Consider the following 25,495-nt stretch of genomic DNA (forward strand, 5'->3'; position numbering starts at 1 on the left):
GAAATAACAATTTTATTTACTATCCAATTCCTCTTGCATAAGGACTACAGTTTTAAATATTACTTGCTCAAAATCTTTTTCATCCATGTATGGCTTTACAATCTCTAGAATCGCAATAATCCATTCAGATTTGTTTACATCACTACATGTAAATATCAAGCTATATATTTAATTAACCTAGTATAATGCGAGAGATTGATAATTATATTTATCTATTAAAGAAGAGCACTCAAAGTTCAGCCCCTTGACACGCACCGTTGGGGCTGAACTCCTTTGTTGCGACAGGAATGATGTAATGTATTAACCTCTACAATAATTTTACAATAGAAATAAAAAAGAACACCTTAATTCAGTGCCCTTCTTGCAAACATCAACCATTATGTAATTGAACATACAGATACCATAAATCCTCCAAATGTAATTGCACCTAGTAATCCTAATGCAAATCCAGTTATACAAACACAATCAGCAAGACAAATGGAAGACTGCGATAATGGAACAAATGACCTACTTGTACTCGATCCATATTGTTTTATTTTCTCATAATTTATATCTAACATTAATTGTAGACATGCTATACCTTCCTCAATAGAATGAAGAGATTCTTTTTCTAATCGATTCAATAATTTACTATTAAAAGTAATTGGAAGAGGATACCGTTTATCTAATTTCATATTCTGATAAATTAATTGTAAACGAGATAATATATTATTTTTCTTTTTTTCACATGTTACTGTGTGTTTCATGTTATTAAATTCATTTAATAACAGTGTCAATTCATCTCTGTTTCCGTATAAATCCCTTGCTATTTTTCTCTTTAGTTTGTACGAATGGATAATAGATTTAAGTTCAATCATTTTAATACACTTCCTAATAAAATTTTACTTACCCCAATATTAAAAAAATAAACAGTACTTTTAAATCTTATTTAAAATACACTCAAGTATATTCTTTTACTATTGATTAACATTACATTAACCTTACATAGTTGTAATAATTTCTTTCGCTACCCACTAACTAGAAGCAACAGATTTCTTATTTGATGATAAAAATATGAAAAAGCAATGATTAGGTTTTAAATCTAGTCATTGCTTTTTCGATTTTATCTTGATTTACAACTAAAAATCTAAATATCTTTCTTTCACTTGAATGCTATATGTGTTTTAATTAAATTCTTTTATAAAAATTATATAATGCTTCACTAATGGATTCCTTTTTCTCCTATCAATATTCATATGTTACAATAGTACCAGTTGTATCAGTAGTACCATTAAAACCACCAAAACAATTAGAACAACTACCACAGCTACTACAGCCTCCACAACCGCCACAGCCTCCACAACCAAAACAACCGAAGCAACCAATACAACGGAACCCACCACAACGAAATCCACCACAGCGACCCGCACAACCGCCACAACGACCACCACAACCTCCACAGCGACGAACAGCATCTTCAATATAGTAATATGGATATTGGTTTTGCTGGTCCCAATACACAATATTTCCAGACTGGTAATCATTAAGGCTTAACGCTTGTAGTTCTTGTTGAAACTTATTCATTTTTATGACCTCCATTTATAAACTTCAACCTTTTCAATGCTTTCCTATATTTCTGTTCGTTAAATCTAAGTAGAAATAGCGCTATAAACTAAGTTCAATACGTACACCTACAAAATATGACCTATCACTAGATGATGCACCTTGTTCATGTACCTATTTTTCGGTTATTTTTCCACGGGCTCATTTTTATAAAGTGAAACTTTAATCAGTGGGGGTTTTCTTCATCCCCCACTGATTATCAGCCCTCGTCAATCGGGCTGCCCATTAAAGCGGGATAAATTAAAAAAAGACGCACTTAGATTGATGCGCCTTTTGCGATACCTCTTCTCTTTATCCTATTACGTTTTTCTCTTCTGTACTCGCTGGCCACTCTTCTAATGTATAAGCCATTTCCCAAAATGAATATTCATATTGACTGCTAATAATAAAATGTTGTTTCATTCGATTTCGGTCTGCCTCTGTTACTTTTTCAGCGATAGTATCTAACCGTGTAATTTGCTCTTCAACTAATGTACGGAACCAATCAGATCCGTAAGCAGAAATCCATTCGTTATAAATTGGTTCTTCTGGCTGACACTCTTTTAAACGCTCACCAATTTCATAATACAACCAATAACAAGGTAAAATTGCTGCAATGATATCACCTAAATGCCCTTCATACGCAGCACGATACATATGTGAAGTATATGCGTATGCAGTTGGAGCAGGGATAAAATTATCTTTTTCTTCTTGTGTAATCCCTAGTTTCTTCGCAAAATTTTCATGTAAGGATAATTCTGCTTCATATGTATTTTGAGCATGGTGTGCCATACGAGCTGTCGTTTCTAATTCCAATGCTTTTGCAGCTCCTAAAGTTTGTACTCTAGCAAAGTGACTCAAATAATACGAATCTTGAAGCACATAATAGCGAAAACTAGCTAAATCTAACGTTCCTTCACCAAGCTTTTTTACAAAAGGATGATGAAAACTAGCTTCCCAAATTGAGTCTACTTCTTTACGTAATGATTGTGAAAAAGTCATTTGAATCCCTCCAATTATGTATGAAATTTAAGTATTTACCCACCATTATTAAATCTGTAAAACAAAAAAACTTTCTTTACAGGCGTAAAGAAAGTGAAATTGACAGTTTTTATTCATAAAATAGCAATGTCTTTCCCACTTCCCTACGCTGGCATTAACCAGATCAGGTACTAAGAGTCTCAAATTCCAATTTGATCTCAGCCTATAATAGGCCCCCCTAGTGGATAAAATATTTAATTTTCGTATTGTATTCATCATAACATACTTCATGTAACTGTCAAAAATTATTCATGATACCTCTACTTAAAAGCCTTCTTCTTTTCTTACTCTTAATGAAGTTTCAATAATCATATCTAATAGTTTACTATATTCAATTCCCGCTGCAGCTGCACTTTTTGGTAGTAAACTCGCTTTCGTCATCCCTGGTAATGTATTAATCTCCATTACATATGGAATACCATCCTTCACCATCATATCCACCCTTGCATAAACGCTGCACTTTAATGCTTTATAGCAAGCCAGTGAAGCCTTGTTTACACGTTCCTTAAGTTCAGCTGGAAGTTCGATAACCTCTTCAATTGTACTAGTATCATCATATTTCGCATTGTAATCAAAGAACTCAGCAGCATGTTGAATCGAAATGATAGGTAACTGTTTTCCATCAAAAATAGAACATGTAATCTCGTCACCTTTTATATATTTCTCAATTACTACTTCAGAATCCCATTCGAATACAGTTTCCAGCATTGAAATTAATTCGTCTTTATTATAGACAATCTTTACCCCGACACTTGAGCCACCAGAGTTTGGTTTTACCACTAACGGAAATCCTAACTTATTTAGTTCCTCAAGATTTAGATCCTCCATTTTTGTAAGTTCAATCCAATCTGGCGTTTCTATTCCTTCATAACGTAAAATCTTTTTCGAAATATTTTTATCCATACATATACCGCTAGATAACATATTGCTGCCGCTATAAGGAATACCTAAACTTTCAAGTGTTCCTTGAACTGTCCCATCTTCTCCGTATTTTCCGTGTAATGCGAGCAATGCAAAATCAATATCTTTCGCTTTTTCGATTAAATCCATTTTTTCATTTAACGTAATTGGTACGATTTCATATTTATTTTTATCTAAATTTGCAATTATTTCATTTCCAGTCATAATTGATACTTGTTTTTCAGAGGATACTCCCCCCATAATAACGCCAATTCTCATTTCCTCAACTCCAAATTTCATTTTTTATTGTATCACCAATTATTTTGATTCCCCGAACTATTTCTTCTTCTTTTAAACGTGAAAATCCTAATCGAAACGTGTTCGCTCCTCCTCCATCAGAGTAAAAAACATCTCCAGGAGAAAATGTAACCCCTTGCTCATAACACTTTTGCAAAAGTGTGCGGGCATGAATTTTTTCTTCTAACTCTATAAATAAATGCAGTCCACCATCACCGGTCATTCTTTGAAACGGAATGTACTCGTTACACGCCCCAACAGCTAACTCATATTTTTTCTTATAAACAGACCTTGCCTTTTTTAAATATTTTTCAAAATATCCTTCATGTAAATATTGAAAAAGAACAGCTTGATCTAAAGTAGATGTGTGAATTGTTCTTGCTCTTTTTACACTTTCTAAATAATGAATCAGTTCTTTATCGGCAATGATCCATCCTACACGTAAACCAGGGAAAAGTACTTTCGAAAAGCTACTAATATAAATCACATTATTACCCGCACCAGCAAAAGTTAATAATGGTGCTAAATGTGAACCTGAATAACGTAACTCTTCATTAAACCCATCTTCTATAATAGGAACCTTATATTTTGAAAATAATCTCATCAGTTCCGTTCTTTTCTCTGAACTCGTGACAATACCGGTTGGATTATGATAAGAAGGAATTAAATACGCGAAATCAAAATCCTTTTCACGTAAACTTTGTTCCACTTCGTTCGTATCGATGCCATCTTCATTCATATTCATTCCATGAACTTCAAGTCCATGTAAGCGGAAAAGCTTGAGTGCAGCATGATGGGTCGGATTCTCACAAATAACCCGCCCTGATTTTTTTGATAACGAGGATAGTACAATGTCTAATCCTTCTGTAAATCCATTTGTAATTAAAATGTCTTTGTTCGAAATATCTACGCCTTTCATTTCCATATAATGAAGTAGATAATTCATTAACGGTCTATAACCTTTTGCATATCCGTAATTTAATACGACATCACCTTCAATGGACATACGAGTAAGAAAAGCTCTTTTGAAATTTTCCACATCAAATAGCTTTTCGTCTGGAGCAATGCTATTAAAAACAATCATTCCCTTTTCCCAGCGAACACCATGTTTCATTAAATCTAATTCATCCGCTAATAAGGTAACTGTATTAAGTTTATTTTTCCAATCTATTTCAACAGACGAAGTGTTTGAAATATCAACCTTCGCAATAAAATTCCCTTTTCCTTTAACTGCATAAATGAGTCCTTCTTGCTCTAAATCTGCATAAGCAGCGAGCACCGTATTTCTGCTCACACTTAGTAATTCACTAAGTTCCCTCGTTGAAGGAATTTTTTGATCACCGAGCAAATGCCCTTTCATAATCATCTTTTTCAAATAATCTTTCAATTGAATATAAACAGGACGATCTTTGACAACTTTAAAATCTTTAAACAATTCCTTACCCCCTACAATTATTTTTGCATATTTATTTCATTCTCAAAAGGTCCACTACATATGTATTTTTTATAAAGGGCGGTACGGTCTTATAAAATAAAGGCTAATAATCAATGGTGGATTTTACTCCTCATTAATACGGTACAAATCTTTACGATATAAGTTAATAATATCTTTTAAAGCTGCTGCTGCGGCTCCGCGTGGATTGGAAGCGCCACCAATTGTAGTAACTTGCCCCATCGTATCTGTAAAGAACGTAATCCCTTTTTCTGTCCCATTTACATTTGCTAACGGATGATCCTTATCTATTTCGTACGGTTCTACTTTAAGAGCTATTTTACCCTCTTGATCCTTATATGCTGAAGCTATTAATTTAATATATTTATTTTGTTCCTTAGCATGTCGAATTTGTTGTTTTGTAACATGTTCGATTCCTTTTATATGTATATCTGCAAGCGTATTTTCTGTTCCCATTAAACTGTTTGTCAAAAGTAACAATTTACAAGCACTATCAGAACCACTTACATCTAATATTGGGTTCGTTTCAGCAATTCCTTTACTTTGCGCTTCTTTCAGTGCTTCTTCAAACGTAATATCTTCCTCATTCATTTTCGAAAGAATATAATTTGTAGTCCCGTTTAATATCCCTTCTATTTTTTCAATATAGCAACCAGCTAAACTAAATTGACCAATGTCAAGTGTCGGTAATGCGGCCGCAGTTGCACCACTATATCGAATTCGTACATTTGCGATTTTTGCTGCTTCATTTATTTCTCTCCAGTTTGTAACGAGTGCACCTTTTGAAATTGCTACTATATCCATATGTTTCTCAATCGCTTGTTTTATATATTGTTTTCCTGGATTTCCATCTTTAAGATTTGTAACAGTCGATTCCACCAGTACAGTACCACTTATGTTATCTATTGCTCGTTCCTTCGGATGATGTTCAATATATTCTTCAATTGCAGAGCTACCGCCACCATATCTTAATAAGTGATGAATAGATAAGCCATCCTCATTATGTATTGCAACATTTCTACCTAATACGCCACTTACCACTAAATCTATTCCATATGTTTCATTTATATATAAATATTTTTCATTTAATAATTTTATAAACTCTCTTCCTACTGTCCCATATCCTGATAATACAACTTGAACTTTCATAATATCCCCCCATATTTTTCTACCAAATCCCTCTTTCAATATAATATAAAGCGCCCCCGAATTCCATCGAGAGCGCTTTATTATTACCTATCTCGGTAAACTTGATAGCTTTTCTGCAATTGTTCTATAAAACTCTTGAATATTAGAAAAACCTAACGTGTCTGAAACACTAAGTCCTACCATATCGAGATGGTCCCAATTTGCTTTCGTTTCAATATGATTCCATTTTCCCATCTGTAAAATCTCATTATTATTTACCACAGTATTAGAAGAAGGCGCGATCATAGAATTTGTATTTACTACACCATCATTTTGCCACCAAGAAGTATCAATTAATGGACGGTTTACTTCATATCTTGCATAGGAACCTAAGAAAAATGCATTACCCATTAACACTTTATTCATCGTTATATGAGGTAGATGTAAGCCTGTAATAGGTGCTGCTTGTGATGCATGTCCACTATAGGATAAGTAATACACATCAGATTGTGTCTTTACCCAATTATTAAGCTCCTTTGCACCATCTGTACTTAAATCCCATTGACTTATATCTTTTGTATCTTTCCAAAGTGAACTATTTACAATACGATCAGTGTATTGGAAAAAAGACTCTCCAGCATTCTTTTTTATACCCCATTGATCCAATTTAAAATCATATAACGATAAATTATTATTCCCTCCAAAACTTGCAGCTGTAATGAGCAAATCTTTAACGAACGGTACTAGAAGACTACCATCCGCAAGTGTCGTGCCATTGTGAGGAGTTGCTAATGTTGTCACACTATGAACATATGATTTCTTGCCCTCAAATAGTGGTGATATATTCGTGTTCGAATGATTTTTCACATAATTTTTTTCTTCAAAACTACCTTCTTTTAATAGATGTACCAATGTTCTAATCGTTTGTCCACCCATGCTATGCCCAACTAAATGAATTTTATTGGTTTCACTCCAATTCGGTGCAAAACCACTATAAGTTCTGCCAAAACGATTATGTCCATGTTTCTCAGAATGTGCGGGACCGTAGTCTACTGTACCACCATTAATTTGCGCATATAACTCACATGCGCGATCCCAGTTACTAGAAACTGGTCCAACAGCAGCAGTATGTACTGTATAGCCACTTCTTTTTAAATCTTCTTGTATATCATGAACACCACCCCAATATTTAACCCCTAACATTTCCTCTCTACCCCAGCCAGCAAATCCATTCACTAGTATGATAGGATAATTATTTTGTTGCTTCTCTTCAGCGTATGTTGTTTTTACTGTGAACGAAAAAACAGTCACTAATGCGAAAAAACATATTTTTAAAATTAACTTCCCCATTCTTTCTCCCCCCTTAATAAAACGTTTACATATTTCTATTAAAAAAGAGTTCTTAACTTAAACATAATGTAAAGTATTTTATATACATTGTATATACAGAAAACATACACAAATGTTGATAAATATTAAATCAAGTAAGCATTTACTTTTTAGAATACGACTTGTAAATCTTATTATTTGAATTTATAATTAGATTTAGTTTCCTCAAGTTAAATAACTTTAAAAATCATAAGAAAACTAATTCCATTACTTAAGGAGGAGGAAAAGGCATGCAAATCGGATTAAATATTCATACATTATCTCAACCTACTAAAATAACTCCATCTAACCTTGAGCATAATACTATCTCTTCTACTAAACTTGAAGATAAAAAATCAAATGATTTAATCAAGTTTGATATTCGTTCATCTGAAAAAGAGATGAAACAACCTGAGCATAAATTTAACGAATTAGATTTATGGAAAATGTTAAAAGATAAAGGTGTTCCTTTATGGGTGATACTTGAAATGCTACAAAAGTCCCGTAAAGAGAAGGAAACTCAAGATAGTTCGGTTCAATATGCAAATGGTATTGAAGAAACGAATGAAACACGATTAAATGAAGTAATGTAAGTTATTTAAATGGTATTAAAAAGAGTTCGAGGTTGATAAAGTTTCTATCAACCTCGAACTCTTTTTTAAGATTTTTCTCCTACTGTTACAAACTGAAATGAAACTTCCCCTTTATGATCTTTAATTAACTTTTCTACTTTTATTTTTTCATTTATCAATGTATTATCTGTCGACATTTTAGGTTTTTCATCACCTAAAGACTTTTTCAGATGGAGAAGTTGCATTTTCGTTTCATTTGCTTTTATTTCTTTATATACACTATCTTTTGCTACAATTACATACGATTGGGTTGGATATTTACGAGTGTTACCTATCCAAGCATCACTACCGTATGTAACAGCAATCTCCGTTTCTTCTAATTCAATACTTTTCAATTTTTTTTCATCTTCACTTGCAAACAAAAGCGATCCTTCTTTTGGTAAATTAGGTAACGTATCTAAAGGTCTAAATTTGGATCCATTCTCTCTTTCACGAAAAACCTTTGTTTTAATCAACGCTTGCGCTGTAGATTCATTTAAAATTACTACTTGTCCTATTCCGAATGTATCTATTTTCACAGAAAACACTTCATTTTCTTTCGTAATCTCCTTATAACGATTAATAATTGGTGAAGTATAATTTTCGTCTCCAAAAATTAATACACCGTTGGCTGGAAGTCTATTTTCATTTTTAGAGCAAGCACTAAAGCTTATTAAAAGTATTATAATTAACATAAAAATGGTTAATGTTCTTTTCATCACAATTCCTTTCTTAATTCACTTCTTTTTTATATACTTTTGAGTAATCTAACAAGCTGATATACTCTATTGCTCCATAGTTTTATAAAGCTTTTGTAAATAACACCAACGTGTTATAAAGAAATATAAAACCTGTATACATATAAATGAAATTAAAATAACGATAGAGCTATTTAAAATAGAAAAATCGACTAATTGTTGTAATGCGGTATAAGCAACTACAGTATGAATCACTGCAATAACAATCGGTAAGAAAAACATTAATACTAACTGTCTCGTTACAACTTTTTTTAATTCTCGTTTACTTAATCCCATTTTCGAAATCATTTTATATTGCTGTTGATCACGGTCCAAATCAGTATATAATCGGAAATAAATAAAACTAGCAGCAAATGTAAAGAAAACGATTCCGACTAAAACACTTGCCATAAGTAATAAACCATTCTTTTGCTTTGCCTCCAACAAGTTTAATGTTAAAGCTTCAAAGTAGAAATCTCTGTCCCTAAGATCTTTATCGAATATACTCTTTAATTGATTTGAAATCTCTTTCGTTTTTATCCAATCATCTACAACAAATCCGTAAGTACGATGTTGAATATTTTCATCTTTTGGATTATTCGTCAGAGGAATTTCATCATATACATGATCTTGAACAGCAATATAAATACTACTAGAATCATGTGGTAAAACTAAATCCCCCACAGTTTTTTTTACACGAAATGTCTTTGTCCAATCTCCTTGAATGACTTCAATATTTTTTTTATAGTCACCATTTTTAAATTCTTGTTTTTGTGACACCCTCCCAGGGATTAGTAACATTTCATCTTCTTTTTCAATCGTTTCTTGTTTATAACCGAGTGCTCTCGCAAGTTCGTTATATTCACTTAACTTCAATACATTTACGTTACTTTCTGTAAATTTATTTGAAGATGAAGCCATTCGGTACGGAATATTTGCATCCGCGAGATGTTTTTTTATCATTGAGAGATGTTTATCTGCCAACTTGTTATTTTCAGAGCTTTCATACAGAAATGTATATGGATTTGTCATCCATACTAAATTCCTATTCCCAAGGGCAGCTGTTGTACCGATTGCTGTAAATGCCACTGCTGAAATAATAGATACTATAAAAAACATCGTTGCATTATCTTTCATACGGTAAATTAATTCAGAAAATGTTAATATATTTGTTCTCTTTAAAAAGAAAGATTCTCTCCTTTTAGCAAGGTGCAATATATAAACGCTACACTGTGTATATAAAAAGTACGTTCCTATAATTACTAGGAGCACACCTATTCCAAGTGTAATAAAATTGGTACTTGGTATGAAGCGAAATACTGAAAAATATCCATACCCTATACTAATTAAAGAAAGTAGCGATAATAAAATTGAAGATTTCGGTTCAGGTTTTGGCTTTTCCTCTGCTCGAATAAGTTCCACAAGTTCCGTTACTTTTATCATTTTAAATGTAAATAATGAAACAATTAAAAACAAGAAAAGAAATGTGATAACTGTTAATAATACAGCACGCACTGGTATATAAAAAGGTAAACCATTATTAATCATTAATACACTTGCACTTATCAATAAGACTAGTTTAGAAAATATGAGTCCAATGAAAATCCCTATACAAATTGAACCAAGTCCAATCAACATATTTTCAATTAATAATAACTTCTTAAGCTGCCTCATTGACATACCTTGCATCATTAGAATGCCAAATTCTTTCTTACGTGTTTTTAAAAACGAACTAACTGAATATAAAATAAAGAAAAATGAAAATACAAAAATCAATCCTTGCGAAACTGAAAATCCCAATGTACCAAATGCACTTATTGTTGCACTTGTCGATTTCAACTCACCTTGTAAATCAGGATGAAATAATAAAAGAGCATACGTAAAGAAAATCATGATCGAAAATGCACTGCTTAAAAAATGAGCTGCATATGTACGCTTATTGCGAAAAATATTATTAAATGCGAATTGACGAAAAGTCATGCCTTTTCCCTCCTAACAAAGAAAGGACATCCATAATCTTTTGGTAAAATGCTTGCCTGCTTTCACCACGATAAATTTCATTATATAATTGACCATCTTTTATAAAAATAACTCTGCTACAAAAACTCGCTGCATACGGATCATGTGTAACTAACATCATCGTTGCCTTTTCTTCCTTATTTAGAGTATCTAACATCTCCATTACATCATTTGAAGATTTAGAGTCTAAATTCCCTGTCGGTTCATCTGCAAGTAATAATTGCGGCTTATGAACAATTGCACGAGCGATTGCTGTTCTTTGAGCTTGTCCCCCTGATATTTCAAACGTTCTTTTATTCAATATATCTGTAATATTTAATTTCGCTGCAATTTCTTCTACTCGTTTGTTCATTTCTTGCACAGTAACACCATCTAATGTCATCGGCAATACGATATTTTCCTTCACTGTAAGCGTACTAAGCAAATTAAATGATTGGAATACAAATCCTAATTGTTTTCTACGAAATAAAGCTAAATCTTCAGATGATAACTGGAAAGGATTTGTACCATTTATTACTATTTCACCCGATGTTGGAGAGTCGATAGTAGATACCATATTTAATAACGTTGTTTTCCCGCTACCTGATGGCCCCATGATCCCTATAAATTCACCTTCTTGAATTGATAAATCAATATCCACTAATGCTTTAAAAGGTATTTTCCCTTTATATACTTTACTAATATTTTTCGCATGTAAAATTTCCATTTTTATTCTCCCTTCATTTGCACTTCTCACAATAGAGTGTAAATGAATTGCCCTTTATCTCATATTGATTCATCTTTCATTTATCTTACACGCTTGTAAGATTTCTGAAAAAACTAGCAATAAACTTTTTGAAAATTAATATTAACGCATTATCTTATAATAATTGTATAGTGGCAGGAAATACAATTGTATATCAAAACTTTATTATATAAATGCAAAAAGCTTAGAGTTTTAACTCTAAGCTTTTTGCATTGCATGATCCCCTTTAAAGAGCACTATTTTTTATCCATTCGGATTTACTCAATACATAATGATTATAAGTTTGATTTTCTATCGTCTGTTGATTCAAATAAGTAAACCCGCATTTTTCAATAACTTTATTTGAAGATACGTTATTTATTACTGCAATTGCGTTTAGGACATCTACATTTGTACTTTCAAACAAATAATCGATCAAACCTTTTGTCGCTTTCGTTGCATAACCATTATTATGATATTCACTTGAAACAGCATACATAATTTCTCTGTTCGGTGCAGGGAGTTCTTCTTTTATGCTTGTGCAGCACCATCCAATAAATTCATTTGTGGTTTTCTTAAATATTCCTAGTCTTAATATGTGATCATCTATGTTACTCGTAGTTGTCACTGCATGAAGAAATGCTTTGTTTTCTGGTATTTCTTCATTTATAATCCAATTAACTCGCTGTTCTTTCGTTGATTTCCAGTCTGGTAAAAACTTTTCTATTTCTGGTTGATTTGCTATTTCATAAATACTATCTGCATTTTTGACCGTAAACTCTTGTAGATATATATCACCACAATCTATTCTAAATAACTTAGTCAAATTCTCTTCTCCCATCATAATCCCCCTTCCTTACGTTAAAGCGCCTTAATCTGCTTCGTAAGCTCCATAAACCGTTCATCTAGTTCTTTATATTCTTTGTCTTTAGAAGTTAAAAAGCTTAATTTCCCTAATACTTCTTGTCTTTCTGTTTCTAATGTTAAACGTAGCTCTTCAATTTCATCTCTTGTTTTCGTAGGTTGTTCAAGCTGTTTTTGTATCGTATTGTTTAAAAACAAGAGCTTTGCGTTAGTTGTTTTCTCCAGAAAATATCGATCGTGAGAAACGATAACGAGTGTTCCATTATACTCAGCTAATGTATTTTCAAGTTGTTCACGTGAAGGTAGATCAAGGTGATTCGTCGGTTCGTCTAAAATAAGTACATCTTTTTCATCTAAAATATAAGCCATGAGCTTACATTTCACTCTTTCCCCCATACTCATATGCTCAATTGGCTCTTTCCATTGAGAAGCTTGGAATCCTAAATGTTTCATTAAATTTTGGACTTTTCCTCTCTTCTCAAACGTCTCTTTATAAAATAACTCTTCTGGTGTTTTATCAAGCGGTAAATCAAATACTTCTTGTGTTAAATATCCAATGTTTGCTGATGGTGAAATCCATACTTCTCCTTCGACAGTTTCTGTTCCCATAATCATCTTTAGTAACGTTGTTTTCCCGCTACCGTTTGGTCCAATAATCGCAACCTTTTCACCGTGCTGAATTGTAAAATTAACGTTTTCAAATAATATCCGATTATTAAATTCTTTTCGTAATTGTTTTACTTCTAAGAAACGTTTTCCTACTTTTTTACTCGCTTGAATAGAAAATTCAACTGAATACTCTTCTTTCACACGTTCCACCTTCGTTTTCTCCAGCTCTTTTTCGAGGCGTTTTCGTTTTGATTTAACTTGCGCGTCCATTCGCTTTGCTTTTACACGATAAAATTCTTTCACTCCTTCTTGTTTTGTAGACTGTGCATGTGCCTTTTGTGACCATGAAGTTAATTCTTTTATATGAGTTTCTACTTGTTCTATCTTTTTTTGTTGTTTTTCATATTCACGCTGCTGCGTCATTCGTTTATGCTCCCGTGCTTTCATATAACTCGTATAATTCCCGCTATGGTCAATTAATTTCTTATCCTCAATTGACCATATTCTTGTTGCAACAACATCTAAAAAGTATCGATCATGCGATACGACGATTACTGTACCTTTCATATTTTTTATTTGTTTAATGAGAAATTCCGTACTCATCTCATCTAAATGATTTGTCGGTTCGTCTAATATTAAGACATTAGGATTTTCAGCAAACCCTTTTGCTAATCGAACTTTTAGCTTTTCACCACCACTTAAAGTTAGAAAATCGTTCGTTGGCACGCCCCATTTTGCAAGGAGTTCCGCTTCTTTTGCAATTATATCCTTACTAACAAATGATTCTTTTTCTTGTTCAACATATGCTGTTGTCATATTCATTTGCATCCATTCAACAGTACCTTTTGATGGTTCAATCTTCCCATTTATTAATTGAAGTAACGTTGATTTACCAGCCCCGTTTTTACCAATTAATCCGATAACATCCCCTTGTCTTACTGTCACATTCATTTTCTCTAACAAAGTGTTTTCCTTTATTTCAACATAAACATCATTTAATTTTAAAAGTTCTTTCATACTACCGATCCCTTTCATTAAGGGAGAATAAAAAAATCCTCCCAAATAAATTTGGCAGGATTAGTCGTAAAAATATTTATACCCAAATAAGCTATTGCGCAACATAAATAGCAATACCGTTGTATGGAAATTGGGCAGACTAATCCTATTTTTTAGAAATTGAAATTTATTTAATTTCAACATTTAAAAATAAGATTAGTTAATCATCGTCCACCCATCATTCCTTTCCGTCGTTAGTAACCATATTGTACCATGATAGTACTGTATGAGTAAATGCAATTATAAAGATTGTTTTCTTCTAGGTCTATTTATCATTTCTTAACTTCAAATTGAACAAGCATACTTTATTTTAAGATTCCCCTAATAATTCCCTTCTAAGCATGCCCTCTTATATAATTTTTATATAACTGTATGATTAATTTTATATTATACATACTACATTTCAGTTTTTATAATAAAGTTATCATTTTTAAGGAGGGATTCTCCAATGGAATTTAGCAAACTAGGAAACAGTGGATTAACAGTAAGTAAGATTGCATACGGGAACTGGATAAACCATGGCGGAAAAGTAAATGAAGATACTGCAAATGAATGTGTGAAAGCCGCATTAGATGTTGGAATTACAACATTCGATACTGCAGATGTTTATTCGGACACTATTGCCGAGGAGATACTTGGTCGTTCTTTGAAAGGAATACGCCGAGAAAGTATAGAACTTTGTACAAAAGTATGCCATCCGACCGGACCTGGAAAAAATGATCGTGGATTATCACGAAAACATATTATAGAAAATTGTAATGCATCGTTACAACGGCTACATACAGACTACATTGATATCTATTATGCACATCGATTCGATACAACAACTCCTCTTGAAGAAACAATGTTAGCTTTCTCAGATCTTGTAAGACAAGGTAAAGTCCTTTATTTAGGTGTAAGTGAATGGACATCGGAGCAAATTACACGCGGTGCAGCACTTGCCCGAGAATTGAACATCCCTCTTATCGCTAGCCAGCCTCAATATTCGATGTTATGGCGAGTGATCGAAACAGATATAATACCTACATGTCAACGTGAAGGACTTGGTCAAGTTGTTTGGTCTCCCCTCGCACAAGGTATTCTCACTGGAAAATACCAACCAGGTAAACCAATTCCTGCTCAATCACGTGCTAATTCAGATGCGGGAAAACCGTTTTTTAACAAACTCGTACAACGTTGGATGATTGATAATGTGCTTACTGCTATACAAAAACTTAATCCTATTGCACAAGAAAATCATCTCACCCTACCTCAACTCGCAGTTGCTTGGGTACTACAAAATCCAGCTGTTTCCTCTGCTATTATTGGTGCTTCCAATCCGGAGCAAATAAGAGAAAATGTAATTGCTTCTAGTATTACATTGTCACCTGAAATTATGGATCAAATTGATAGTGTGCTAAAAGGTTTCATTGAATATGATCCAAGTAAAACAGGTTAAATCATCAGTGACTTAACAATAAATATAGTACCTTTCTAAATTAACTACTGCCCATCCAATCAAGATGGGCCTTTATTTTTCAAATTCAAGTTGTGGAGTCTTATAAATCTCTCTAACAACTGCTAAAAAGTTCTCGAGTACGACAGACTTTTCATCTTGTCTCCATCCAGCGTATAAGTTTATCTCCGGTGTATGTTCCTGAATGTCTTTATACATAACCCCCGATTTTTTATAACTTTCTACCGATGATGGAACGACAGAAATCCCCATTCCTGCTGCAACTAAATTTACAATCGTCTGCATTTGAATTGCTTCTTGAACAATATTTAAACTTACTCCATGTTCCCAAAAGTAACTAATAATTAAATCATAAAAGTTAGTACCGAAATGACGAGGAAATAAAACAAATGGTTCATCCACTAGTTCTTTAATAGGAATATTAGGTAACGAAACTAATGGATGATCTTCTTGTAAAACCAATTTTAAATGTTCTTTAGAACAAACTTCGGAAGACAATATTTCATTATTCTGCTTAGAACGAATAAATCCAATATGAATTTGTTTTTCATAGAGTGCTTTTATTTGCTGGTCTGTTGTCATCTCGCGTAATATAAGCTGAATTTTAGGAAACCGTTCTCGAAACGTTTTTAATATGTCTATAACTGTTTCTGTAGAATCGACAAAACCGATGATTAAACGCCCGATCTTCCCTTCATCCGCGAGCTGTGTTTCTTTAATGGTTCTATCTACTTGAAGTAACGTTTGGCGCGCACCTTCTAAAAAGATTTTCCCCGCATCGGTAAGTTCAACCATCCTTTTTGTCCTGTGAAGAAGTTGAACACCTAATTCTTCTTCCAACTTTCGAATTTCTTGACTTAAAGGCGGTTGTGCCATCATAAGACGTTCTGCCGCACGACTAAAGTTTAATTCTTCTGCCACTGCTATGAAATATTTCATTTTACGAATATCCATTACAATCCCCCTAACATTCACAACTAGCAAAAAAGCCCTCCTTCTAATAAATTATTAATAAAAACAGGAGGACACTATATCAATCCCTTTTCGTTTCTTTTTTATCATAAATCATTTCATGAAAATACGAGAGATTTATACTAAGTTGAATTACATGTTTTGGGAAATTTCATTACTTACATATATTATTTGATTTACTATTTGGTTGAGTAACGAATAATATTTTATTCACCCAATTATAAAAATAAAATATTATTCGTTATCCAACAATAACTTATTGTTTTTCGATAAACTTTTATTGATTACTCTCCTGTAATAAGCTATTATATATTTGTAGAAAATATTAATCTAAGGATTGATTTTATGGACAGGACATTAAAAATCACAAAGTTAAATATGTTTTTAAGGATTTTTCTCATCCCGATTATAGTAGGGATAATTGTTGGTATACTAACTAAATTAGGGCAAGGTATACTTCCAGGACATTGGAATTCATTAGCTAATCTAGGAAGTGTTTGGTTAGTTCCATCCTTTTTTGTGGCTAGCTTTAGTTATTCTAAGCGTACAGCTATACTTTCTGGTATCCTTGCACTACTCGGTATGGTATTAGGCTATTATGGTTATGCAATAGTTATTACAAATGTAGCTCACTCTATTTATTTTATATCTGTATGGATTGTATGTGCATTTATAGGAGGAACTATCTTTGGAATTGCAGGTTTTCTATGGAAAGATACTACAAATCCACTTCATAAATTCGGAAGCGCACTTATAAGTGGAGTTTTTGTAACGGATGGACTTCACATTCTTTTAAATTTTGAAGACTATAGTCACATGTTACCTGTTGGATATACCGAAGTGATAGTCGGGATTATCTTGATTCTTGTATTAGAACGCTCTAATGCTAATCGAATTTCTTCTTTCTTAATGATGGTCCCTATCACTATTTTAGGATTAATTGGATATAAACTATTAAGTTTGTTTACTTAATTACAATACTGTATCATGAAAAAACAAAAGACAAATTCTATTATAATCTACAAAACATATCACGAATTCGAACATTATACTTATTAATGTTGATACACTTATTCATAGGATGGATTCATGAAGCTATCTCTTTCAAAGGGGTGGCTTTTTTCTTACAAAAACTATTTATCAGCTTTTTATTAAATACTTCTAATTTAACAATCGTATTTAATAGCGTGTCATTATACATACTAAGATGACCTTATACCATTTCATATAATTGCTATAAGGTAAAACTTTAATCAATGGAAGTTTTCTTCATCCCCCACTAATTATTAGTTGAACCAATCGGACTGCCCATTAAAGCGGGATAAAATAAGGCTAAAAAACTTATCTCCAAAGTTCTTTAGCCCTGATCACTTATTTACACATTAAAAAATATAATTCGTACAACGGTACCTTTACCAACTTCTGAATGGATTTCTACACTATGTCCTAATTGTTTCGTAATTTCATATACAAGATATAGCCCCATTCCAGTTGATTCTTTAAAATCTCTGCCATTTTCCCCTGTAAAGAAAGGTTTAAATACTCTAGGTAAATCTTGCTTCGGTATCCCCACACCACTATCGATAATTTCAAGTATAACGTTATTACCTTCCTTACAAGCATTTACTTTAATCTTCTCTCGACTACCAGATGAATATTTGATCGCATTCGATAGTATTTGTCCAATTAAAAATTGTAACCATTTTGCATCACTTTCTACAATAATGCCCTTATCAATTTTAAGCTCAGGATATACAAAATTTCGGATAAAGAAGCGTTTATGTTCATGCACGGAATCATTCACTATTTTATATAGCTGTACTTTTTCGACATAAAAATCTTGTGTAAATGCCTCTAAACGTGCGACATACAGAGCCATCTCTAACCCTTTTTTCAATCTATCTGTTTCCTCATTTATACTTTCAAAACGTGGGTCGACTTCATCTTGTGTAATTAATTCTATTACAGATAAAGGTGTTTTCATTTGATGTATCCACTGATTCATAAAAGTTAAATGATCATTATTTTTTCTCTCTTGTATTTGCAGCTGATTTTGATAATGGCGATATTGCACCTCAAGTAGGTCTTGAAGCGCAGTAGATACAGCTGAAAAATCAGATTTTTGAACAGAATCATCCAAAGAATGCAACGGATTTGCTAATCTTTCATAGAACGTACGATGAGTAAAGTAACGAAATACTAAATAACCTACCATAAAAAAGACACCTAAAAACATTGCATATAATGCCGTTGCAATATGGTTATGCCCATCAAACCAATATACAAGAAATATGGCTAGTAGCTGGATTACTGTAAAACAAATAAGTGGTATATGATCATGAATAAATAATTTTATCATTTCTCCATACCATTACCCCAAGTTATATGTAATCTATAACCGACACTACGAATCGTTTCAATTGCATCTTCAATCTGTAATGTTTTTAACTTTTTACGCACACGAGTTGTATTTACGCTTAAAGTATTATCATCAACATAAGATTCGCTATCCCATAATTTATTTAATAGCACTTCTCTACCCACAACACGCGGATAATTTTTCATTAACATCTCTAACAAAATAGCTTCATTTCTTGTTATATCAATCTCTTGATTCTTAAGCTTCAATACAAGCCTTTCGGGATATAAACAAAGACCTTGTTGCTCAACCATCCGTTCTTCTACTTTCGGTGCATAATCTCCGTAAGCACGTCTTAAATGACTACGAATTTTCGCCATTACAACTTCGTAATGGAATGGCTTTGAAATAAAATCATCGCCACCGTTTTCAAGCGCCATAACTTGATCCATTGTGCCTTCACGAGCCGAAATAAATAATATCGGACATGTAGAAACTCCGCGAATTTGACGACACCAATAGTATCCATCAAAACTTGGTAAATTAATATCTAATAAAACTAACTCTGGTTGTTCTTCTAAAAAAATGTTTAATACATTTTGAAAATCCGATACAATAATTCCTTCATACCCGTATTTTGCGACATGTGTTGATAATAGTTCTGCAATTTTCATATCGTCTTCTACAATCATAATTTTAACCATATGTTTACTCCTTTTTCGATCCACAATCTTATATTCGTTTATATAAAATAAATACTACCTTTTTTTATATCATCCGTAAATCAAAAAAGGATACTTTTATACAACAGCATCCTTCTTCTATTATTTCTTATTTAATATGAAATTTACTCAAAGTAAATCCCAATTTCTCCACATAATTCATACCTAGTTCCATTCGAGCAGTCTTCAGCGGATCCACAACTTGGCATATTTTTATATTGCCGGCAGCTGATAATAAAAGTGTTGCATCAGCTTTAGACATTTCTAATTCTTCATGTAAAAATGTTACCATATTACGTACAGCGCGATTCGCTGCATCATCTAACAATTTCGCTGAAGCAATCATCATTATTTTTTCTTTTTGGATAGCCATTGGTAGTGGCCATTTCTTTCCTTTTATTATTTGAACTGTTACTGTTACCTCACCAGCAACTTCTACCCCACTAACACCAATTTCACCATCACCCATCGCTGCGTGTAAATCACCTAATGCTAATAGAGCGCCAGGAACATTTACAGGTAATAGTAATGTCGTCCCTTCTTTTATCTCTTTACAATCCATATTTCCGCCATGATCATGCGGTGTGCCACATGAAATACTCTCTTCTTTCGGCGCAGTACCAATAACACCGATCATTGGGTTAATCGGGATTTGTAATTCATTTGAAAACAAAACATGTTCATTATGTATTTGGACAATTTTCACTGTGTTTTCGTTTAGCTCTTCACCCATGACACCAAGATTCGCCCCTGTAGTTAAAACACCTTGCTCAGCAATTTTAATTTTTTCAATCGTTACGATTAAAATATCACCAGGTTCTGCATCTTTAATATATACAGGTCCAGTCGCTGGATTAATTCGGTTCCAATCTAATTCTTGAAACACAACATCTTCAGAATCAATTTGATTTTCAAAGCAATCATATGTTTCAAATACAACACGACTCCCTACTTCTACTTCCATACAAGGCTGATTATCTGGTGACATTGCGTAAATAATATGTTCTTTATAGATGCGATGCATTTTATCTCTCCCCTTTTATATTGGTCTACAATTACTAATTAGCGTTTTTTATAAAAGCTCCTTTTAAAAATTTATGAATTTACATATAGAAAAGCACCTAGCTTATTTTCATACATACACTCTTTACTATAACAGGTAAAGAAAGGTGGTAGCACTATGCCCCTTATTCCATATAACGAAAGCGATGTTGATTTACTAGCTCGTTTAATTCGTGCTGAAGCTGAAGGAGAAGGTCGACAAGGTGAACAACTTGTTGGATGCGTAGTAGTTAATCGTGTATTTTGTGATTGCTTAGATTTTAAACAACTTCGATCTGTACGTGATGCAGTATATCAAAGTCCCGGCGGATTTGAAGCAGTGCAATACGGATATTTTTATCAACGCGCTCGTGAATCAGAAAAAGATATCGCTAGAAAAGTTTTACAAGGTGAATGGCGCTGGCCAGCACGATGGGCTCTTTGGTATTTCCGTCCAGTTGGTGCTTGTCCACCTGAATGGTATAATCAGCCGTTTGTAGGACAGTTTAAAAGCCATTGTTTTTATGAACCTAGTGGTGATGAATGTCCGAAAATATATTCACGGTAGCAAAATTTGAAACGCAAGTACTTAGACCACTGAGTACTTGCGTTTCCTTTATTTTTAGAAATCTAATAATGTGATGAATTTTCCAACTCCCACAACATGTATTAATAGCGGTATACGCGGGCCGCTAGTCTGATTCATAATGAGCCTATAAATTATAATAAATAATTGTTTTTGATTTTCTTTCATTATTTTTTTATTTTCATGATGGCAAATCGAATACAATTGTTCCATTAAGTTAGAGTAATCTTTGTTAGAACGAAGTATGTTGCAAACTTCTACTAACCATTCTTTCTGTCTTTCATCTAATGTGTTGTAAAAATCTATATTTCTCTCTTGATTTACAGCAATTAATTTTTCAGATTGAAAGTTTCTTATCCAATACTCTGCGCGGTTACATATCGCTATCATAGCATCTAATGTATAACCTCTATCTATTTTTTCTAATGTATCTTGTAAAATAGATGCATCAAAATTTAATAGCGGTAACGTTCCTGCTACTTGATTAAATCTCGGATATTCTTTAAAACCGCTATCAACTCTAGAAAGTTTAATTACATCGAGTAAATCTTCATTTTTGAGCGTTATATTTTCATAACTACTTTTCAATCGCTCATATTCTGTATAATTGCGAATCACATCTTCATCAAGACCGATATGAAAAGCTGCGTTTGGTCTATATTTTGCAAACATGAAAAGAATTACTTCTGGTAAATATACTTTTAACAACTCACTAGGTGTAATACTATTTCCTGAAGAACTAGACATTTTTTCATGATTGCCTTTAATTCCAATGAAATCATAAGCAACATAATGAGGAGCTTCACGATTGAATATTTTCATTGCAATTTCCTTTGATACATTATAACTACCCGTTTCCGAGGAATGATCTCTTCCGCCCGGTTCAAAAATAACATCCTCTATCATCCATCTCATCGGCCAATCGATTTTCCAATTCAGTTTCATTTTATTTGTATTTAATACCGATAATTCATTTTGATTTCCGCATTCACATTCATACCGTACTGTTTTTAATACTTCATCAAAATGTGTAATCGTTGTTTCATCTTTCTCGCATTTCTCACAATATAATGTAACCGGATAAAAACTCTCTCGCTCTTTTGCACTACACTCTCCAGTTTTAAAACTCATTAAAATATCATATATTTCTTTTCTTTTATACAAAGCCTCTAATATATTTTTGTTATACCTTCCGCTTCTATACTCAGCATGTTGATATATGAATTCCACCTCAACCCCAAATACTTGAAGCGATTTCTCAAACTCTTTTTCAAAATGCTCTGCATAGGAGTTATGACAGCCATATGGATCTGGTATATCACTGTATGGCATACCAATATATTTTGCAAAAGATGAATCAATATTTTTAGGAACTTTTCTAAACCGATCATAATCATCCCATGAAAATATAAAACGAGTCTTTTTTCCTAAATCTTGAAGGGCCCTTACAACGAAATAAGTCGTTATTATTTCGCGAAAGTTCCCGATATGAACAGAGCCAGATGGACTGATTCCAGATGCGCAAACAAACGTTTCTTTGTTTGGATGTTTCCTTATTAATTCATGTGCTACTTCATACGCCCAATGCATATATTACTCACCTCAATTGTTTTTTGTTTTCACATTTTCAGTTTTATGCAATAAAAAAACTCCCACCCCCAAGATTATTCATCTTGAGGACGAGAGTTGTTAGCTTCGCGGTACCACCTCAGTTTGTCAATACGTCGCCATATTAACCTCTTCAGGTACGGCAAAATATGCTTATACCCTATCTCGATAACGGGAGAACCCGTCGCACCATCCCTAAACAAATTAGTTCCTTGCGCAGCTCCAAGTCTTTTTTCATTAAGATGTATACCGCTCTTTCTCAGCTACCAGAGCTCTCTGTACGTATTCTTTCTTAACTACTCTTCTCTTCCATGCCATTTTAAATATTAGTTTTTTCATATGATAATTTATAATACTTTTATTGTCAAACTTTTCCGGACAAAAAGGCTATCTAAATAAATGCTTTATTGCTTCTAATTGAATTTTATGACTACATTCATCACAACAATATGTCCCTTTCGGTTTCTCTTTAAATCGCTTATATTTTTCGCTTCCTTCGTATACACGGAATATATTTTTACAAGAAAAGCAAACAATTTCATAAAACATCATATGCATTTTCCTCTCCATGTTTATACATTTTTTAATCATTTGAGAAAATCAGTTTTCCAAAGTACAAATCTTAATATCTTCTAACTAAAGGTTTACCTCTATTCTTATCGAATTATATAAATATCTTATAAAGCGAGGTGAACATCTTGATCAGTAATATAGAATTAGTTTTAGATGCTAAAGCAAGTTTAGCTGAAGGACCATGTTGGGATGAAAATAAACAACTTTTATACTGGGTTGATATTATGGAGAAACAATTATGCATATTTAATCCTACTACTAATACAAACCGAGTAATCGCTCTTAATCAACAAATCGGCTGTGTTGTTCCATATTTAGAAGACGTACTACTCCTAGCTATGGAAAATGGCTTTTATTCTATTAATGTAAAAACAGAAAAACTGACACATATTTTTGACCCTGAACCACATTTATTTGAAAATCGTTTTAACGATGGAAAATGCGATCCAGCAGGACGTTTTTGGGCAGGCACTACAGATACATACGGTATTAATGCTGCAGGTTCCTTGTATTGTTTAAATAATAATTTAAGTGTCGAGAAAAAAATTGTACATGTAAATACATCAAATGGCATTGCTTGGTCACTTGATTATACATACCTTTACTTTATTGATACACCTACTAAAAAAGTAGTTCGATTTCATTATAATATTTGTACTGGAGAAATTCGCAATCCAAATGATGTAATCATTTTCCCCGAAAATGACGGTCTACCTGATGGTATGGCAATAGACGAAGAAGGTTGTTTATGGATTGCACATTGGGGCGGTTCAAAGATTACTAGGTGGAACCCTTTAACTGGAGAGCAAATATTAAGTATCCCCATCCCAGCGTTATATGTAACCTCGTGTACATTTGGAGGGCCTAATTTAACAGATTTATATGTTACAACAGCCAGAACAAGAATGACAAATAACGAATTAAAAGAATATCCACATGCTGGTGGTATTTTTCGAATTCAAACGAATATAAAAGGTTGTCCTACCCATTCATTTCGCAATAATAATATTGGAGCTGAAACTATATGAACCGTATCGATTACATAAGACACGAAGAAAAGAAATATCATGACCTTTGCTATGAACAATATAAACTATTCGAAACTGGCTCTTGGCTTTACAAACCGGTTAAAACAGTTATGGACTTAATGGAGTACTTTGAAGGACAAAATAACTTACAAGTACTTGATCTCGGGTCTGGCGTTGGAAGAAATAGTATTCCAATTGCACAAAAGATACAAAATGGTAGTGGTACTGTTACTTGTGTGGACTTACTGGATTCCGCTTTAACAAAATTACAAACGTATAGTAAAGAGCATGATGTATTTCAAGTCATACAAACAGAACAAGCAGCAATTGAAAACTACTACATCCAACCTGATACTTATGATTATATCGTTGCAGTATCAAGTTTAGAGCATGTCAAATCAGAAGAAGATTTAACAAACGTGCTCCATTCTATGAAAAAAGGTACAAAAGCTGGTGGTATCAATTGTTTCATTATTAACTCGAACATACAAGAAATAGACTTACATACGAATGAAAAATTAGATGCTTTAATTGAAATTAACCTTCCTACTGAAGATATGATATATCTATTAAAAAGCATTTATAAGGAATGGAAAGAAATTAAAGTTGAAGTAAAAGAATTAGTCTATGATATTGTTCGCGATGAAAGGCATATTCAATTAAAAACAAATGCTATAACATTTGTTTTTCAGAAATAAAATTATAAAAGGTAAGGTTTTCCCCTGATATATTCATAGAAACACCCTTACCTTTCAATCATAA

The 25,495-nt window shown here is 32.9% G+C and carries 24 protein-coding genes, 1 riboswitch and 1 other annotated feature; of the genes, 6 read left to right on the forward strand and 18 right to left on the reverse strand.

Annotation, left to right across the window (positions count from 1 at the left end):
- Positions 1-377: 377 nt before the first annotated feature.
- From ACXVYO_RS13400 to ACXVYO_RS13430, 7 genes are all read right to left on the reverse strand, one after another.
- A complete protein-coding gene (locus ACXVYO_RS13400; protein WP_458467397.1) occupies positions 378-857 on the reverse strand; it encodes a homoserine dehydrogenase in 480 nt (159 codons plus the stop codon).
- A 367-nt stretch (positions 858-1,224) separates the two neighbouring features.
- Positions 1,225-1,563 carry a heterocycloanthracin/sonorensin family bacteriocin gene (locus ACXVYO_RS13405; protein WP_458467398.1) on the reverse strand — a complete coding sequence of 113 codons (339 nt, stop codon included), beginning with the start codon at positions 1,561-1,563 and terminating at the stop codon, positions 1,225-1,227.
- A gap of 330 nt (positions 1,564-1,893) precedes the next feature.
- Entirely contained in the window at positions 1,894-2,583 is a 690-nt protein-coding gene (tenA, locus tag ACXVYO_RS13410) for a thiaminase II (RefSeq protein ID WP_458467399.1), read from the reverse strand.
- 123 nt (positions 2,584-2,706) lie between these two features.
- A riboswitch (TPP riboswitch) is annotated at positions 2,707-2,812 on the reverse strand.
- A gap of 74 nt (positions 2,813-2,886) precedes the next feature.
- A complete protein-coding gene (ddlB, locus tag ACXVYO_RS13415) occupies positions 2,887-3,801 on the reverse strand; it encodes a D-alanine--D-alanine ligase (protein ID WP_458467400.1) in 915 nt (304 codons plus the stop codon).
- A 4-nt stretch (positions 3,802-3,805) separates the two neighbouring features.
- A complete protein-coding gene (gene pdxR, locus ACXVYO_RS13420) occupies positions 3,806-5,254 on the reverse strand; it encodes a MocR-like pyridoxine biosynthesis transcription factor PdxR (protein WP_458467401.1) in 1,449 nt (482 codons plus the stop codon).
- A 123-nt stretch (positions 5,255-5,377) separates the two neighbouring features.
- Complete coding sequence (locus ACXVYO_RS13425) at positions 5,378-6,421, reverse strand: homoserine dehydrogenase (protein WP_458467402.1); 1,044 nt, start codon at positions 6,419-6,421, stop codon at positions 5,378-5,380.
- Positions 6,422-6,508: 87 nt separating this feature from the next.
- Positions 6,509-7,750, reverse strand: coding sequence for an esterase/lipase family protein (locus ACXVYO_RS13430; RefSeq protein ID WP_458467403.1), 1,242 nt, complete (start codon positions 7,748-7,750; stop codon positions 6,509-6,511).
- Positions 7,751-8,019: 269 nt separating this feature from the next.
- Here ACXVYO_RS13430 and ACXVYO_RS13435 point away from each other — a divergent pair, with 269 nt between their 5' ends.
- Positions 8,020-8,361, forward strand: coding sequence for a DUF3914 domain-containing protein (locus tag ACXVYO_RS13435; RefSeq protein ID WP_458467404.1), 342 nt, complete (start codon positions 8,020-8,022; stop codon positions 8,359-8,361).
- A gap of 65 nt (positions 8,362-8,426) precedes the next feature.
- Here ACXVYO_RS13435 and ACXVYO_RS13440 read toward each other — a convergent pair whose 3' ends face one another.
- From ACXVYO_RS13440 to abc-f, 5 genes are all read right to left on the reverse strand, one after another.
- On the reverse strand, positions 8,427-9,098 hold the full coding sequence (locus ACXVYO_RS13440; RefSeq protein ID WP_458467405.1) for a lipoprotein BA_5634 family protein: 672 nt from the start codon (positions 9,096-9,098) through the stop codon (positions 8,427-8,429).
- Between the two features lie 66 nt (positions 9,099-9,164).
- Positions 9,165-11,096, reverse strand: coding sequence for an ABC transporter permease (locus tag ACXVYO_RS13445; RefSeq protein WP_458467406.1), 1,932 nt, complete (start codon positions 11,094-11,096; stop codon positions 9,165-9,167).
- Positions 11,071-11,841 (reverse strand): ABC transporter ATP-binding protein, encoded by a 771-nt coding sequence (locus ACXVYO_RS13450; RefSeq protein WP_458467407.1) that lies wholly within the window; start codon positions 11,839-11,841, stop codon positions 11,071-11,073. The genes ACXVYO_RS13445 and ACXVYO_RS13450 overlap by 26 nt, the downstream gene beginning before the upstream one ends.
- Positions 11,842-12,106: 265 nt before the next feature.
- Positions 12,107-12,700 carry a GNAT family N-acetyltransferase gene (locus ACXVYO_RS13455; RefSeq protein ID WP_458467408.1) on the reverse strand — a complete coding sequence of 198 codons (594 nt, stop codon included), beginning with the start codon at positions 12,698-12,700 and terminating at the stop codon, positions 12,107-12,109.
- A gap of 20 nt (positions 12,701-12,720) precedes the next feature.
- Entirely contained in the window at positions 12,721-14,349 is a 1,629-nt protein-coding gene (gene abc-f / locus ACXVYO_RS13460) for a ribosomal protection-like ABC-F family protein (protein WP_458467409.1), read from the reverse strand.
- 487 nt (positions 14,350-14,836) lie between these two features.
- Between abc-f and ACXVYO_RS13465 the strand changes: the two genes are divergently transcribed.
- On the forward strand, positions 14,837-15,826 hold the full coding sequence (locus tag ACXVYO_RS13465) for an aldo/keto reductase family protein (protein ID WP_458467410.1): 990 nt from the start codon (positions 14,837-14,839) through the stop codon (positions 15,824-15,826).
- 72 nt (positions 15,827-15,898) lie between these two features.
- On the opposite strand, the gene ACXVYO_RS13470 is transcribed toward ACXVYO_RS13465, so the two are convergent.
- Positions 15,899-16,798 carry a LysR substrate-binding domain-containing protein gene (locus tag ACXVYO_RS13470; protein ID WP_458467789.1) on the reverse strand — a complete coding sequence of 300 codons (900 nt, stop codon included), beginning with the start codon at positions 16,796-16,798 and terminating at the stop codon, positions 15,899-15,901.
- Positions 16,799-17,161: 363 nt separating this feature from the next.
- Between ACXVYO_RS13470 and ACXVYO_RS13475 the strand changes: the two genes are divergently transcribed.
- Positions 17,162-17,788: a DUF6518 family protein gene (locus ACXVYO_RS13475; protein ID WP_144535004.1), complete on the forward strand. Its 627-nt coding sequence runs from the start codon at positions 17,162-17,164 to the stop codon at positions 17,786-17,788.
- A gap of 403 nt (positions 17,789-18,191) precedes the next feature.
- Here the strand turns inward: ACXVYO_RS13475 and ACXVYO_RS13480 are convergent, their stop codons facing one another.
- The 3 genes from ACXVYO_RS13480 to ACXVYO_RS13490 form a co-directional block, all read right to left on the reverse strand.
- Entirely contained in the window at positions 18,192-19,175 is a 984-nt protein-coding gene (locus ACXVYO_RS13480) for a sensor histidine kinase (RefSeq protein WP_458467411.1), read from the reverse strand.
- Complete coding sequence (locus ACXVYO_RS13485) at positions 19,172-19,879, reverse strand: response regulator (RefSeq protein WP_458467412.1); 708 nt, start codon at positions 19,877-19,879, stop codon at positions 19,172-19,174. The genes ACXVYO_RS13480 and ACXVYO_RS13485 overlap by 4 nt, the downstream gene beginning before the upstream one ends.
- Positions 19,880-20,006: 127 nt before the next feature.
- Positions 20,007-20,921 carry an acetamidase/formamidase family protein gene (locus ACXVYO_RS13490; RefSeq protein ID WP_458467413.1) on the reverse strand — a complete coding sequence of 305 codons (915 nt, stop codon included), beginning with the start codon at positions 20,919-20,921 and terminating at the stop codon, positions 20,007-20,009.
- A 156-nt stretch (positions 20,922-21,077) separates the two neighbouring features.
- On the opposite strand from ACXVYO_RS13490, the gene ACXVYO_RS13495 reads away from it, so the two are divergent.
- Positions 21,078-21,506 carry a cell wall hydrolase gene (locus ACXVYO_RS13495; protein WP_458467414.1) on the forward strand — a complete coding sequence of 143 codons (429 nt, stop codon included), beginning with the start codon at positions 21,078-21,080 and terminating at the stop codon, positions 21,504-21,506.
- Between the two features lie 54 nt (positions 21,507-21,560).
- Here ACXVYO_RS13495 and lysS read toward each other — a convergent pair whose 3' ends face one another.
- Positions 21,561-23,114, reverse strand: a complete 1,554-nt coding sequence (gene lysS, locus ACXVYO_RS13500; RefSeq protein ID WP_458467415.1) for a lysine--tRNA ligase — start codon at positions 23,112-23,114, stop codon at positions 21,561-21,563.
- Between the two features lie 82 nt (positions 23,115-23,196).
- Positions 23,197-23,453 (reverse strand) — a binding site (T-box leader).
- Positions 23,454-23,519: 66 nt separating this feature from the next.
- A complete protein-coding gene (locus tag ACXVYO_RS13505; protein WP_064774857.1) occupies positions 23,520-23,690 on the reverse strand; it encodes a DUF2197 domain-containing protein in 171 nt (56 codons plus the stop codon).
- 140 nt (positions 23,691-23,830) lie between these two features.
- On the opposite strand from ACXVYO_RS13505, the gene ACXVYO_RS13510 reads away from it, so the two are divergent.
- Positions 23,831-24,733 carry an SMP-30/gluconolactonase/LRE family protein gene (locus ACXVYO_RS13510; RefSeq protein WP_458467416.1) on the forward strand — a complete coding sequence of 301 codons (903 nt, stop codon included), beginning with the start codon at positions 23,831-23,833 and terminating at the stop codon, positions 24,731-24,733.
- Positions 24,730-25,431, forward strand: coding sequence for a class I SAM-dependent methyltransferase (locus ACXVYO_RS13515; RefSeq protein ID WP_458467417.1), 702 nt, complete (start codon positions 24,730-24,732; stop codon positions 25,429-25,431). Before ACXVYO_RS13510 ends, ACXVYO_RS13515 begins: the two co-directional genes overlap by 4 nt.
- Positions 25,432-25,495: the final 64 nt, after the last annotated feature.

This window comes from Bacillus sp. BC08, assembly GCF_054326875.1.

Bases quoted from the DNA above. Each gene is read 5' to 3' on its own strand.
- ACXVYO_RS13475 (WP_144535004.1), top strand. From the start codon at position 17,162: ATGGACAGGACATTAAAAATCACAAAGTTAAATATGTTTTTAAGGATT.
- ddlB (WP_458467400.1), bottom strand. From the start codon at position 3,801: ATGAGAATTGGCGTTATTATGGGGGGAGTATCCTCTGAAAAACAAGTA.
- ACXVYO_RS13445 (WP_458467406.1), bottom strand. From the start codon at position 11,096: ATGACTTTTCGTCAATTCGCATTTAATAATATTTTTCGCAATAAGCGT.
- ACXVYO_RS13480 (WP_458467411.1), bottom strand. From the start codon at position 19,175: ATGATAAAATTATTTATTCATGATCATATACCACTTATTTGTTTTACA.
- ACXVYO_RS13495 (WP_458467414.1), top strand. From the start codon at position 21,078: ATGCCCCTTATTCCATATAACGAAAGCGATGTTGATTTACTAGCTCGT.
- ACXVYO_RS13400 (WP_458467397.1), bottom strand. From the start codon at position 857: ATGATTGAACTTAAATCTATTATCCATTCGTACAAACTAAAGAGAAAA.
- ACXVYO_RS13435 (WP_458467404.1), top strand. From the start codon at position 8,020: ATGCAAATCGGATTAAATATTCATACATTATCTCAACCTACTAAAATA.
- ACXVYO_RS13450 (WP_458467407.1), bottom strand. From the start codon at position 11,841: ATGGAAATTTTACATGCGAAAAATATTAGTAAAGTATATAAAGGGAAA.
- ACXVYO_RS13485 (WP_458467412.1), bottom strand. From the start codon at position 19,879: ATGGTTAAAATTATGATTGTAGAAGACGATATGAAAATTGCAGAACTA.
- ACXVYO_RS13465 (WP_458467410.1), top strand. From the start codon at position 14,837: ATGGAATTTAGCAAACTAGGAAACAGTGGATTAACAGTAAGTAAGATT.
- ACXVYO_RS13515 (WP_458467417.1), top strand. From the start codon at position 24,730: ATGAACCGTATCGATTACATAAGACACGAAGAAAAGAAATATCATGAC.
- ACXVYO_RS13430 (WP_458467403.1), bottom strand. From the start codon at position 7,750: ATGGGGAAGTTAATTTTAAAAATATGTTTTTTCGCATTAGTGACTGTT.
- ACXVYO_RS13425 (WP_458467402.1), bottom strand. From the start codon at position 6,421: ATGAAAGTTCAAGTTGTATTATCAGGATATGGGACAGTAGGAAGAGAG.
- ACXVYO_RS13455 (WP_458467408.1), bottom strand. From the start codon at position 12,700: ATGGGAGAAGAGAATTTGACTAAGTTATTTAGAATAGATTGTGGTGAT.
- ACXVYO_RS13505 (WP_064774857.1), bottom strand. From the start codon at position 23,690: ATGCATATGATGTTTTATGAAATTGTTTGCTTTTCTTGTAAAAATATA.
- lysS (WP_458467415.1), bottom strand. From the start codon at position 23,114: ATGCATTGGGCGTATGAAGTAGCACATGAATTAATAAGGAAACATCCA.
- ACXVYO_RS13440 (WP_458467405.1), bottom strand. From the start codon at position 9,098: ATGAAAAGAACATTAACCATTTTTATGTTAATTATAATACTTTTAATA.
- ACXVYO_RS13405 (WP_458467398.1), bottom strand. From the start codon at position 1,563: ATGAATAAGTTTCAACAAGAACTACAAGCGTTAAGCCTTAATGATTAC.
- ACXVYO_RS13490 (WP_458467413.1), bottom strand. From the start codon at position 20,921: ATGCATCGCATCTATAAAGAACATATTATTTACGCAATGTCACCAGAT.
- abc-f (WP_458467409.1), bottom strand. From the start codon at position 14,349: ATGAAAGAACTTTTAAAATTAAATGATGTTTATGTTGAAATAAAGGAA.
- ACXVYO_RS13470 (WP_458467789.1), bottom strand. From the start codon at position 16,798: ATGGATATTCGTAAAATGAAATATTTCATAGCAGTGGCAGAAGAATTA.
- tenA (WP_458467399.1), bottom strand. From the start codon at position 2,583: ATGACTTTTTCACAATCATTACGTAAAGAAGTAGACTCAATTTGGGAA.